Genomic DNA, 12,735 nt, shown 5'->3' on the forward strand with positions numbered 1-12,735 from the left:
CCGTTTCGCGGTCGGTGCCGTCGGGTCGGTACGATCGCCTGTGCGCGCGCTCCTGGTATGGCGCCGCACCCCACCTTCAGTCAGGAGAGACCGGTGTCAGACGTCCGTGTGATCATCCAACGCGATTCCGAGCGGGAAGAACGCGTGGTGACGACGGGCACTACGGCCGCCGACCTCTTCGCGGGCGAGCGCTCGATCATCGCCGCACGCGTGGGCGGCGAGCTGAAGGACCTCACGTACGCACTGTCCGACGGCGACGAGGTCGAGGGCGTCGAGATCTCGTCCGAGGACGGCCTGAACATCCTGCGCCACTCCACCGCGCACGTCATGGCGCAGGCCGTGCAGGAGCTGTTCCCCGAGGCCAAGCTGGGCATCGGCCCGCCCGTCAAGGACGGCTTCTACTACGACTTCGACGTGGACAAGCCGTTCACGCCCGAGGATCTCAAGGCCATCGAGAAGAAGATGCAGGAGATCCAGAAGCGCGGGCAGAAGTTCGCCCGCCGTGTCGTCACCGACGAGGCGGCCCGCGAGGAGCTGGCGGACGAGCCGTACAAGCTGGAGCTGATCGGCCTCAAGGGCTCCGCCTCGCACGACGACGGCGCGGACGTCGAGGTCGGCGCCGGCGAGCTGACGATCTACGACAACCTGGACGCCAAGACCGGCGAGCTGTGCTGGAAGGACCTGTGCCGCGGTCCGCACCTGCCCTCGACCCGGCTCATCCCGGCGTTCAAGCTGATGCGCAACGCCGCCGCCTACTGGCGCGGCAGCGAGAAGAACCCGATGCTCCAGCGCATCTACGGCACCGCCTGGCCGTCCAAGGACGAGCTGAAGGCGTACCTCGACTTCCTCGCCGAGGCCGAGAAGCGCGACCACCGCAAGCTCGGCACCGAGCTGGACCTCTTCTCGATCCCCGAGCAGATCGGCTCCGGCCTGGCCGTCTTCCACCCCAAGGGCGGCATCGTCCGCCGCGTGATGGAGGACTACTCGCGCCGCCGCCACGAGGAAGAGGGCTACGAGTTCGTCTACACCCCGCACGCCACGAAGGGGAAGCTCTTCGAGACGTCCGGGCACCTGGACTGGTACGCCGAGGGCATGTACCCGCCCATGCAGCTCGACGAGGGCGTGGACTACTACCTCAAGCCCATGAACTGCCCGATGCACAACCTGATCTTCGACGCGCGCGGCCGGTCCTACCGCGAACTGCCGCTGCGCCTGTTCGAGTTCGGGACCGTGTACCGGTACGAGAAGTCGGGCGTCGTGCACGGCCTGACCCGCGCGCGGGGCTTCACCCAGGACGACGCGCACATCTACTGCACCCGTGAGCAGATGTCCGAGGAGCTGGACAAGACGCTCACCTTCGTCCTCGGCCTGCTGCGGGACTACGGCCTCACCGACTTCTACCTGGAGCTGTCGACCAAGGACCCGGAGAAGTTCGTCGGCTCCGACGAGGTCTGGGAGGAGGCGACCGAGACCCTGCGCCAGGTCGCCGAGAAGCAGGGCCTGCCCCTGGTTCCGGACCCGGGCGGCGCCGCCTTCTACGGCCCGAAGATCTCCGTGCAGGCGAAGGACGCCATCGGCCGGACCTGGCAGATGTCGACCATCCAGCTCGACTTCAACCTGCCCGAGCGGTTCAACCTGGAGTACACCGGCCCGGACGGCTCCAAGCAGCGCCCGGTCATGATCCACCGCGCGCTGTTCGGCTCCATCGAGCGGTTCTTCGCCGTCCTGCTGGAGCACTACGCGGGCGCCTTCCCGGCGTGGCTGGCCCCGGTCCAGGCGATCGGCATCCCGATCGGCGACGCGCACGTGGAGTACCTCCAGAAGTTCGCGACCGCGGCCAAGAAGAAGGGCCTGCGCGTCGACGTGGACTCCTCCTCGGACCGCATGCAGAAGAAGATCAGGAACGCGCAGAAGCAGAAGGTGCCGTTCATGGTCATCGCCGGCGACGAGGACATGTCCAACGGCTCGGTGTCCTTCCGCTACCGCGACGGCTCGCAGGAGAACGGCATCCCGTTCGACGAGGCCATCGCGAAGATCGAGCAGATCGTGACGGAGCGGACCCAGGTCTGATCCGCACCGGCGCCGCGGCCCCCGGGACCACCGTCCCGGGGGCCCGCTCGTGCGCGGCGGTGACCCGAGTCCGCCCCGGCCGCACGGCGGGCCGGGGTGACGCCATATGCTGCCTAGCATGACGAGTGAGCCGGAGCAGCAGATCGGAGTGGGGACGCAGGACGCGTTCCAGCGCCTGTGGACGCCCCACCGGATGGCCTACATCCAGGGCGAGAACAAGCCGACCGGTCCGGGGGCCGACGACGGCTGCCCCTTCTGCTCGATCCCGGCCAAGTCGGACGAGGACGGGCTGATCGTGCGGCGCGGTGAGCAGGTGTACGCCGTGCTCAACCTGTACCCGTACAACGGCGGCCATCTGATGACCGTGCCCTACCGGCATGTGGCCGACTACACCGAGCTGACCGGGCCGGAGACCGCCGAGCTGGCGGAGCTGACCAAGCAGGCGATGACGGCCCTGCGCACCGCGTCCGGCGCGCACGGGTTCAACATCGGCATGAACCAGGGCTCCGTCGCGGGCGCCGGCATCGCCGCGCATCTGCACCAGCACATCGTGCCGCGCTGGGGCGGGGACACGAACTTCATGCCGGTGGTGGGCCACACGAAGGTGCTGCCGCAGCTGCTGGCCGACACCCGCAAGATGCTCGCGGACTCCTGGCCGGCCGCCTAGGCGTACGACGGGGTGCCCTCCTCGGAGGGCACCCGGTCAGGCGTCGTAGAGGTCGGCCTTCCTCGGCGTCGGGTCCTGGACGTTGCCGCTGAGGAACGACGAGCGGGCGCCGAACTTCTCGGTGTCCACGCCGTTCTCCTCCAATACCTTGATCGCAGCCGAGTGCACCACGCGCAGCACCGGCGTGGCCGCGCGCAGCGCGTCGTCGGCCATGAAACGATGGCGCCACGGCTGGTCGGCCCAGGCGTGCCGCAGGCCGAACGGCTCGGGCAGGCCGAGGGAGCCGCCGAGCCAGTTCAGCAGCGGCGGATACCAGGTGAGCGGGGCGCGGACGGCGAGCCGTACGACCTCGTCGGTGGTGACCAGCGGCAGCTTGATCGTGCGGTTCTCCCAGGGCTTGAGGGACTTGGCGACTTCCTTGGTCGGTGCCTCCGGCTTGCTGGTGAACAGGGAGTTCACCGGCCCGAGCGCGTGCCCGGTGACCTCGATGCGCAGGGTCTGGTGCAGCACGGTGACGGTGATCAGCATGGTGATCACCAGCTGGCCGTCCCACAGGGTCCACTGCACGCCCAGGTAGTGCCGGTCGCCGCTGCCGAACTGCTGCTTGTTGCAGATCTCCTGTATGGCGTGCGGCTTGACCTGGAACGCCTCGACGTCGGCGCCCTCGGGCCGGGACACCGCCGTGGCCTTCTCGCCGATGGGCGTGACGATCCAGTGCCGTACGGAGGGCTTGGGGAAGCCGCCGGTGTGCAGCGGGCCGCGTTCCAGCAGGGACAGCTTGTCGTGGATCGCGCGTATCACGTCCCAGCTGCGGAAGGGGTGGATCTCCCGGCCGGGGTCGGCGGGCACCAGGTCCTCGGCGAGCTGCCAGGCGCCCCAGCGGGTGCCCATGCCGAGTATGCCCTTGGGGCCGGCGTAGAAGACCGCGTTGGACTGCTGCTCGGCGCTCAACCGGGCCAGGGACTGGCGCAGCTCCTCGGCGGCGGTCTGGTCGGGGCCGCGGGGCACGGCCTCCGGGATCTTGGCGCCGACGCTGGTCCCGGAGAGCAGGCCGTCCCAGCGCGCGCGCAGGTCCTTGGCGGTGCGTTCGCACAGCTGCTTGGCCAGGTACCAGCCGACCACGGGGGCGACGACGGCCGCGCGGGCGTACCACGCCCAGAAGCCGGAGAACGGCATCTTGACCAGGAACAGCGCGGCGAGCAGACCGACGCCCAGCAGGAGGGTGGTGGCCAGTGTCCCGGCCCGCTTGTCGTCGCGCCGGGCGACGAAGGAGCGCAGCAGGAAGACGAGCAGCCAGGCGATGAACCCGGGCAGGAAGACGAGGCCGCAGACGACGGTGATGACCGTCAGGCGGTTGTCCCGCTCCCGGCGGATGTTGTTGGCGGCCAGGGCGTGTTCGACCACGAACTGCGGTTCGGTGCCGAAGGACTGGATGAGCGGTTTGCGGCCGGGGGACAGCATCCGGTCCACGAGGGCCCGGGAGAACGCCTCGCCCAGGTTGGGCCGGAACATCTTGATCCGGCCGGCCTTGACGGTCGACTGGTGCCACTCGTTGTCGGCCTCTTTGATCTTCTCGATCGGGCTGTCCCGGTATGCCGCGGAGGCCAGCGCGGCGGTCGCCGCCTGTCCCTCGCCGACCGAGACGGGTACCTGGGGCCCGTCCCACTCCGTTCCTATCGACATTCCCCGCCCCTATCGCCGCCGGTGCCGTGCCTGCGGCCTTCCCGACTTCCTTGCTCCGCACACCTGTTGGACCGGTCGCCGGGCCGCCGCCGGGTGGGCGGCGGCACGACGTCGTCAGGTGATCAGCGTATCGGCCGGCACCGACAGCCGTGGGCGGACGGCCGAAGCCGCCCGCCCGTGCGCCGGTCCGGTGCTTCCGTGCTACCCCTCGTCCCCGGCCTGTGCGCGGACGCGTTCGGCGATCTGCGGCGGCATCGGTTCGTGCCGGGCGTAGGCGCGGTCGAAGCGGGCGGTGCCGTGCGAGAGCGAGCGCAGGTCGACGGCGTACCGGCCGATCTCGAACTCGGGCACCTCGGCGCGGATCAGCGTCCGCCCGGAGCCGGCCTGCTCGGTGCCGAGCAGCCGGCCGCGGCGGCTGGAGAGGTCGCTCATCACGGCGCCCACGTAGGCGTCGCCGACGAGCACGCTCACCTCGGCGACCGGTTCCAGCAGATGGATGCGCGCGTCCGCGGCGGCCTCGCGCAGGGCGAGCGCGCCCGCCGTCTGGAAGGCGGCGTCGGAGGAGTCCACCGAGTGTGCCTTGCCGTCCAGCAGCGTGACCCGGACGTCGATCAGGGGGTATCCGGCGGCGACGCCCTTGGCGGCCTGGGCGCGGACGCCCTTCTCGACGGACGGGACGAACTGCCGGGGCACCGCGCCGCCGACCACCTTGTCCACGAACTCGATGCCCGAGCCGCCCGGCAGCGGCTCCACCTCGATCTCGCAGATGGCGTACTGGCCGTGCCCGCCGGACTGCTTGACGTGCCGGCCCCGCCCGGTGGCCCTGGTGGCGAACGTCTCCCGGAGGGAGACCTTGTGCGGGACGACGTCGACCTGGACGCCGTAGCGGCTGCGCAGCCGTTCCACGGCGACGTCGGCGTGCGCCTCGCCCAGGCACCACAGGACGACCTGGTGGGTGTCCTGGTTCTGTTCCAGGCGCATCGTCGGGTCCTCGGCGACCAGCCGGGCCAGGCCCTGGGAGAGTTTGTCCTCGTCGGCCTTGCTGTGCGCCCGGATGGCGACCGGCAGCAGCGGGTCGGGCATCTGCCAGGGCTCCATCAGCAGCGGGTCATCCTTGGCGGAGAGGGTGTCGCCGGTCTCGGCGCGGCCCAGCTTGGCCACGCACACCAGGTCGCCGGCGACGGCGTGGGTGACCGGGCGCTGCTGTTTGCCGAAGGGCATGGACAGGGTGCCGACCTTCTCGTCCACGTCGTGGTCCTCGTGGCCGCGGTCGGCGAGGCCGTGCCCGGAGACGTGCACCGGCTGGTCCGGGCGGAGGGTGCCGGAGAAGACGCGGACCAGGGAGAGCCGGCCCACGTAGGGGTCGGAGGAGGTCCTGACGACCTCGGCGACCAGGGGGCCGTCGGTGTCGCACGGTTTCAGCTCGCGCGGCCTGCCGTCGATCGTGGTGACCTGGGGCATGGGGTGTTCGAAGGGGGTGGGGAAGCCGCCGGTGACCAGTTCCAGCAGTTCCACGGTGCCGAGTCCCTGCCGGGCGCCCTCGGCGGCGGGCGCGGCGGCCAGCACGGGGTGGAAGGAGCCGCGCGCCACGGCCCGCTCCAGGTCCTGGACCAGGGTCTTGACGTCGACCTGCTCGCCGCCCAGGTAGCGGTCCATGAGGGTCTCGTCCTCGCTCTCGGCGATGATCCCCTCGATGAGCCGGTCGCGGGCCTCCTCGATGCCGGGCAGCTGGTCCTCGCCGGGCTCGGACTCCTTGCGCTCGCCGGTCGAGTAGTCGTACAGCTTCCGCGAGAGCAGGCCGACCAGGCCGGTGACCGGTGCGTGTCCGTCGGGTCCCTCGGGGCCGCGCAGCGGCAGGTACAGCGGCAGTACGGCGTCGGGGTCGTCGCCGCCGAAGGCCTCCGCGCAGATCCGGGTCATCTCCTCGAAGTTCGCGCGGGCGGCCTCCAGGTGGGTGATCACGATGGCGCGGGGCATGCCGACGGCCGCGCACTCCTCCCACACCATCCGGGTGGAGCCGTCGACGCCGTCCGAGGCCGAGACGACGAAGAGGGCCGCGTCCGCGGCGCGCAGCCCGGCCCGCAGTTCCCCGACGAAGTCGGCGTATCCGGGGGTGTCGAGCAGGTTGACCTTGATGCCGTCCCATTCGACCGGTACCAGGGAGAGCTGGACCGAGCGCTGCTGGCGGTGCTCGATGTCGTCGTAGTCGGAGACGGTGCCGCCGTCCTCCACGCGGCCCGCCCGGTTCACCGCCCCCGCGGTGAGCGCGAGGGCCTCCACGAGGGTCGTCTTTCCCGAACCGGTGTGGCCGACCAGCACCACGTTCCGTACGGAGGTGGGCCGGTCGGCCGTGAGAGCCCTGCCGGCGGCTCCGGGGTGGTGTGTCTGTGCCTTGTCGCCCATGATCCTGCCTCCCGTGCACGGTGAGGTCACTGTGGGCGCGGACACGCGGGATCCGCGTGCTCTGGCGGCTCCGGCGACGCCCGCGGTTATTCGAGCTTTCCACTCCCGTCACGTTGCGTCCATACGAAGGACTACGAAGAGTGCGCGCTATTGTCCGTTTCCGTCACGCCGGCCTCGTGGGGCGCCGCGCGCACCGCTTCCGGGCAGCGGCCGCGGGTGCCCGCCCGTCGGCCACGCGCGCGCGTGGCTACGATGGGCCAGCCGGCGGCCAGCAGGGGCCGCGGCGTCACCGACCGTCGGGAAGGCCATGCTGAACAAGTACGCGCGTGCATTCTTCACGCGTGTCCTCACACCGTTCGCCGCGTTTCTCATCCGGCGGGGGGTGAGCCCTGACACGGTGACGCTCATCGGCACGGCCGGGGTGGTCGCGGGGGCGCTGGTCTTCTACCCCAGGGGGGAGTTCTTCTGGGGCACGGTCGTGATCACCCTGTTCGTCTTCTCGGACCTGGTCGACGGCAACATGGCCCGCCAGCTGGGCCGCTCCAGCCGCTGGGGCGCCTTCCTGGACTCCACCCTGGACCGGGTCGCCGACGGCGCGATCTTCGGCGGTTTCGCGCTCTGGTACGCGGGCCGCGGCGACGACAACGTGCTGTGTGCCGTGTCGATCTTCTGCCTGGCCAGCGGCCAGGTGGTGTCGTACACCAAGGCGCGCGGCGAGTCGATCGGGCTGCCGGTCGCCGTCAACGGGCTCGTCGAACGCGCCGAGCGGCTGGTGATCTCGCTGGTCGCGGCCGGTTTCGCGGGCCTGCACAAGTTCGGTGTGCCGGGCATCCAGTGGCTGCTGCCGATCGCGCTGTGGATCGTCGCGGCGGGCAGCCTGGTCACCCTGGTGCAGCGGGTGGTCACCGTCCGCCGTGAGTCCGCGGAGGCCGAGGCGGCGGCCGGCCAGGCCGGCGGGGCCGCGCGGTGAGCGCCGCCGACCGGTTCGCCGACGCGCTGTACGGCCTCGGCTGGAGCACCGTGAAGAAGCTCCCCGAGCCGGTCGCCGTGCGCCTGGGCCGGACCATCGCCGACACCGCCTGGAAGCGGCGCGGCAAGGGGGTACGGCGCCTGGAGGCGAACTACGCGCGCGTGGTGCCCGGCGCGTCCCCCGAGCGGCTGGCGGAGCTGTCGCGCGCGGGCATGCGCTCGTACCTGCGGTACTGGATGGAGTCCTTCCGGCTGCCGGCCTGGAGCGCGGAGCGGGTGAAGGCCGGCTTCGTCCCCGAGGACCTGCACCATCTGACCGACGGGCTGGCCGCCGGCCGGGGCGTGGTCCTCGCCCTGCCGCACCTGGCCAACTGGGACCTGGCCGGGGCGTGGGTCACCACCGAGCTTCGAACGCCGTTCACGACGGTCGCCGAGCGCCTGAAGCCGGAGTCGCTCTACGACCGTTTCGTGGCCTACCGCGAAGGTCTCGGCATGGAGGTGCTGCCGCACAGCGGCGGAGCGGCCTTCGGCACGCTGGCCCGGCGGCTGCGCGACGGCGGCCTGGTCTGCCTGGTCGCCGACCGGGACCTGTCCGCCTCCGGCGTCGAGGTCGACTTCTTCGGGGAGCGGGCCCGCATGCCGGCCGGTCCGGCCCTGCTCGCCCAGCACACGGGCGCGCTGCTGCTGCCCGTCACGCTCTGGTACGACGACTCGCCGGTCATGCGGGGCCGGGTTCACCCCCCGATCGAGGTACCCGGGTCAGGTACGCGCGCGGAGAAGACGTCTGTAGTGACACAGGCGCTGGCCGACGCCTTCGCCGCCGGGATCGCCGAGCATCCGGAGGACTGGCACATGCTCCAGCGCCTGTGGCTCGCCGACCTCGACCCCGCGAAGGGACCCTCGTGAGAATCGGGATCGTCTGCCCGTACTCCTGGGACGTGCCCGGTGGCGTCCAGTTCCACATCCGTGACCTCGCCGAGTACTTCCTCCGCCTGGGCCACGATGTGTCCGTGCTCGCCCCGGCCGACGACGACACCCCGCTGCCGCCGTACGTCGTCTCCGCCGGCCGCGCGGTCCCGGTGCCGTACAACGGCTCGGTGGCCCGGCTGAACTTCGGCTTCCTGTCGGCCGCGCGGGTACGGCGCTGGCTGCACGAGGGCGCCTTCGACGTGGTGCACATCCACGAGCCGACCTCGCCCTCGCTGGGCCTGCTGACCTGCTGGGCGGCGTCCGGCCCGATCGTGGCCACCTTCCACACCTCCAACCCGCGCTCGCGCGCGATGATCGCCGCCTACTCGATCCTCCAGGCCGCGCTGGAGAAGATCAGCGCGCGGATCGCGGTCAGCGAGTACGCCCGGCGCACGCTGGTCGAGCACCTCGGCGGGGACGCGGTGGTCATCCCCAACGGCGTCGACGTGGACTTCTTCGCCCAGGCCGAGCCCCGGCCCGAGTGGCAGGGCGGCACCATCGGGTTCATCGGCCGGATCGACGAGCCGCGCAAGGGGCTGCCCGTGCTGATGCGGGCGCTGCCGGGGATCCTGGCGGCCCGGCCGGAGACCCGGCTGCTGGTGGCCGGGCGGGGCGACGAGGAGGCGGCCGTCGCCGACCTGCCCGAGGAGCTGCGCCCGCGCGTGGAGTTCCTCGGCATGATCAGCGACGAGGACAAGGCCCGGCTGCTGCGCAGCGTCGACCTGTACGTGGCGCCCAACACCGGCGGGGAGAGCTTCGGCATCATCCTGGTCGAGGCGATGTCGGCGGGCGCGCCCGTGCTCGCCTCCGACCTGGACGCGTTCGTGCAGGTCCTCGACCAGGGCGAGGCCGGCGAGGTGTTCGCCAACGAGGACGCCGACGCGCTGGCCGGGGCCGCCGTACGCCTGCTCGGCGACCCCGCCCGCCTCGCCGAGCTGCGCGCGCGGGGCAGCGCCCACGTACGGCGCTTCGACTGGTCGACGGTCGGCGCGGACATCCTGTCCGTCTACGAGACGGTGACGGCGGGCGCGGCGGCGGTCGCCACGGACGAACGCGCGACGGGCCTGCGGGCCCGCTTCGGCCTGGCACGGGACTGACACGGGACTGATATGGGCGGGCGCGGGCCCGGGCGAACGCCGCGCCGGTCGCGGGGCGGGCGCGGCCCCGGCCCCGGCCCCGGCGGCGTGTGAGCCGGGCCCCTGTCCGGGGCCCGTCCGGAGCGGCGCGCGCCGGATCCGCCCTGCGGCCGTACGGGTCCGGGACGGCCGCCGGCCACCGGTCCGCCGCCGTGCCGATTCCGCAGCGGGCCTACCGTCCCCGGCGGGCCTACCGTCCCTGGCGGCCCTATCGACCCCGGCGGGCCGCCGCAGCCGCCCGAAGTCACCGGCGTGCCGGACCCCGGGGTGTGCCGTACGCGGGGCGGCGGCCCCAGTCGGACCCGGACACACGAGCCCCGCGACGCGCACCGGGATCCGGCCGCCCGCGGTAGCGGCGAAGCCCGCGCGCCGAGTACGTGGCGTGGGCGGGAGGTGCCGTCCCGGCTCGCGCGCCCCCGGACCCTCAGGGAGCGGGACGAGCCGCCTCGAACCCGGCGCCCCGGCACTCCGGCGCCGGAAGCCGAACGCCCGGCCCCCACGCGACAACCGGCCCGGTACGAGCCCGCACTGGCTTCCGGACAGCGCGGCGGCCCCGGCCCCGGCGGCTTGGAGGAGGCCGTGGGGCGGCGGATAGCCTTCGGGCGTGACCGCAACCCTCATCTGGATCCTCGTCGTGCTCGTCGCCGTCGGCGTGTACCTCAGCTGGACGGCCGGGCGGCTGGACCGGCTGCACGTGCGGATGGACGCCGCCCGGGCCGCGCTCGACGCCCAGCTGCTGCGGCGCGCCTCGGTGGCCCAGGAGCTGGCGACCTCCGGCGTGCTGGACCCGGCCGCCTCGATCGTGCTCTACGAGGCAGCGCACGCCGCCCGGCAGGCCGAGGAGGAGCAGCGGGAGGTCGCCGAGAGCGAGCTGAGCCAGGCGCTGCGGGCGGTGTTCGAGCACGCGGCCCAGGTGGAGGCGGTGCGCGAGGCCCCCGGCGGTGACGCGGCGGCCCGTGAGCTGGCCGAGGCCGTCCGCCGGGTGCCGATGGCCCGCCGGTTCCACAACGACGCCGTGGGGGCCGCCCGCAGACTCCGCGAACACCGCAAGGTCCGCTGGTTCCGGCTGGCCGGCCACGCTCCCTTCCCGCTGGCCTTCGAGATGGACGACGAGCCGCCCGCGGCCCTGGTGGAGCGGGTCTCCTGAAGCCCGGGTGAACCAAAAGGATCCACCGGCTTGCCATTGGCCCTTGCTGTGGCCTGGTCGGTTCGCGTTTCCTCAGGGGAGCACCAACCCTCTTTCCCATCAGTGAGGTCACCCGTGTCCACCACCGAGAACCAGGCTCCCGAGACCGGCACCGCCCGTGTGAAGCGCGGCATGGCCGAGCAGCTCAAGGGCGGCGTGATCATGGACGTCGTCACGCCGGAGCAGGCGAAGATCGCCGAGGACGCGGGCGCCGTCGCCGTCATGGCCCTGGAGCGAGTCCCGGCCGACATCCGCAAGGACGGCGGCGTGGCCCGTATGTCCGACCCGGACATGATCGAGGGCATCATCGACGCGGTCTCCATCCCGGTGATGGCCAAGTCCCGCATCGGCCACTTCGTCGAGGCCCAGGTGCTGCAGTCCCTCGGCGTGGACTACATCGACGAGTCCGAGGTGCTCACCCCGGCCGACGAGGTCAACCACTCCGACAAGTGGTCCTTCACCACCCCGTTCGTGTGCGGTGCCACCAACCTGGGCGAGGCCCTGCGCCGCATCGCCGAGGGCGCCGCGATGATCCGCTCCAAGGGCGAGGCCGGCACCGGCAACGTGGTCGAGGCCGTCCGCCACCTGCGCCAGATCAAGGGCGACATCGCCCGCCTGCGCGGCCTGGACAACCACGAGCTGTACGCCGCCGCCAAGGAGCTGCGCGCCCCGTACGAGCTGGTCAAGGAGGTCGCCGAGCTGGGCAAGCTCCCGGTGGTGCTGTTCTCCGCCGGCGGTGTGGCCACCCCGGCCGACGCGGCCCTGATGCGCCAGCTCGGCGCCGAGGGCGTGTTCGTCGGCTCCGGCATCTTCAAGTCCGGCGACCCGGCCAAGCGCGCCGCCGCCATCGTGAAGGCCACCACCTTCTACGACGACCCGAAGATCATCGCGGACGCGTCCCGCAACCTCGGCGAGGCCATGGTCGGCATCAACTGCGACACCCTCCCCGAGACCGAGCGCTACGCGAACCGCGGCTGGTAAACGGCCCCTTCTGAAGACACCGAAGAGTCATGAACACTCCTGTCATAGGCGTCCTGGCCCTCCAGGGCGACGTACGGGAGCACCTCATCGCCCTGGCCGCGGCCGACGCCGTGGCCAGGCCGGTGCGGCGCCCCGAGGAACTCGCCGGGGTGGACGGCCTCGTCCTGCCCGGCGGCGAGTCGACCACCATCTCCAAGCTGGCCGTCCTCTTCGGCGTGATGGAGCCCCTCCGCGCGCGTGTGCGCGAGGGCATGCCCGTCTACGGCACCTGCGCGGGCCTGATCATGCTCGCCGACAAGATCCTCGACCCGCGCTCGGGCCAGGAGACCATCGGCGGCATCGACATGATCGTGCGCCGCAACGCCTTCGGCCGGCAGAACGAGTCGTTCGAGGCATCGGTCGACGTCAAGGGAATCACGGGCGACCCCGTGGAGGGCGTCTTCATCCGCGCCCCCTGGGTGGAGTCCGTCGGCGCCGAGACCGAGGTGCTCGCCGAGCACGACGGCCACATCGTCGCCGTCCGCCAGGGCAACGCGCTCGCCACCTCCTTCCACCCGGAGCTGACCGGCGACCACCGCGTGCACGCGCTGTTCGTCGACATGGTGCGCGCCAACCGGGCGGCGGAGTCCTTGTAGGATCTCCGGGGGTCCCCCCGGCCTTGCGACCGAGGG

The 12,735-nt window shown here is 72.0% G+C and carries 10 protein-coding genes; 8 read left to right on the forward strand and 2 right to left on the reverse strand.

Annotated features, from left to right (window positions below):
- Positions 1-93 precede the first annotated feature (93 nt).
- On the forward strand, positions 94-2,070 hold the full coding sequence (thrS, locus tag ACSURM_RS29830) for a threonine--tRNA ligase (protein WP_436958877.1): 1,977 nt from the start codon (positions 94-96) through the stop codon (positions 2,068-2,070).
- 106 nt (positions 2,071-2,176) lie between these two features.
- A complete protein-coding gene (locus ACSURM_RS29835; protein WP_289971488.1) occupies positions 2,177-2,737 on the forward strand; it encodes an HIT family protein in 561 nt (186 codons plus the stop codon).
- Positions 2,738-2,773: 36 nt separating this feature from the next.
- On the opposite strand, the gene ACSURM_RS29840 is transcribed toward ACSURM_RS29835, so the two are convergent.
- Positions 2,774-4,420 (reverse strand): hypothetical protein, encoded by a 1,647-nt coding sequence (locus ACSURM_RS29840; protein ID WP_436958879.1) that lies wholly within the window; start codon positions 4,418-4,420, stop codon positions 2,774-2,776.
- Positions 4,421-4,621: 201 nt separating this feature from the next.
- The gene (locus ACSURM_RS29845; protein WP_436958880.1) at positions 4,622-6,823 is read right to left on the reverse strand and encodes an elongation factor G-like protein EF-G2; all 2,202 of its coding nucleotides are present in this window, start codon (positions 6,821-6,823) and stop codon (positions 4,622-4,624) included.
- Positions 6,824-7,130: 307 nt separating this feature from the next.
- On the opposite strand from ACSURM_RS29845, the gene pgsA reads away from it, so the two are divergent.
- From pgsA to pdxT, 6 genes are all read left to right on the forward strand, one after another.
- A complete protein-coding gene (gene pgsA, locus ACSURM_RS29850; protein WP_354671417.1) occupies positions 7,131-7,793 on the forward strand; it encodes a phosphatidylinositol phosphate synthase in 663 nt (220 codons plus the stop codon).
- Positions 7,790-8,698, forward strand: a complete 909-nt coding sequence (locus ACSURM_RS29855; protein ID WP_436958881.1) for a phosphatidylinositol mannoside acyltransferase — start codon at positions 7,790-7,792, stop codon at positions 8,696-8,698. The genes pgsA and ACSURM_RS29855 overlap by 4 nt, the downstream gene beginning before the upstream one ends.
- Positions 8,695-9,858 carry a glycosyltransferase family 4 protein gene (locus ACSURM_RS29860; protein WP_436958882.1) on the forward strand — a complete coding sequence of 388 codons (1,164 nt, stop codon included), beginning with the start codon at positions 8,695-8,697 and terminating at the stop codon, positions 9,856-9,858. Before ACSURM_RS29855 ends, ACSURM_RS29860 begins: the two co-directional genes overlap by 4 nt.
- A gap of 643 nt (positions 9,859-10,501) precedes the next feature.
- The gene (locus ACSURM_RS29865; RefSeq protein ID WP_436958883.1) at positions 10,502-11,044 is read left to right on the forward strand and encodes a hypothetical protein; all 543 of its coding nucleotides are present in this window, start codon (positions 10,502-10,504) and stop codon (positions 11,042-11,044) included.
- Positions 11,045-11,158: 114 nt separating this feature from the next.
- Complete coding sequence (gene pdxS, locus ACSURM_RS29870) at positions 11,159-12,064, forward strand: pyridoxal 5'-phosphate synthase lyase subunit PdxS (protein WP_030781005.1); 906 nt, start codon at positions 11,159-11,161, stop codon at positions 12,062-12,064.
- A 29-nt stretch (positions 12,065-12,093) separates the two neighbouring features.
- Positions 12,094-12,699, forward strand: a complete 606-nt coding sequence (gene pdxT / locus ACSURM_RS29875; RefSeq protein ID WP_436958884.1) for a pyridoxal 5'-phosphate synthase glutaminase subunit PdxT — start codon at positions 12,094-12,096, stop codon at positions 12,697-12,699.
- Positions 12,700-12,735 lie beyond the last annotated feature (36 nt).

Origin of the sequence: Streptomyces sp. SudanB182_2057 (genome assembly GCF_964272715.1) — a bacterium.
GTDB lineage: Bacteria > Actinomycetota > Actinomycetes > Streptomycetales > Streptomycetaceae > Streptomyces > Streptomyces rubradiris.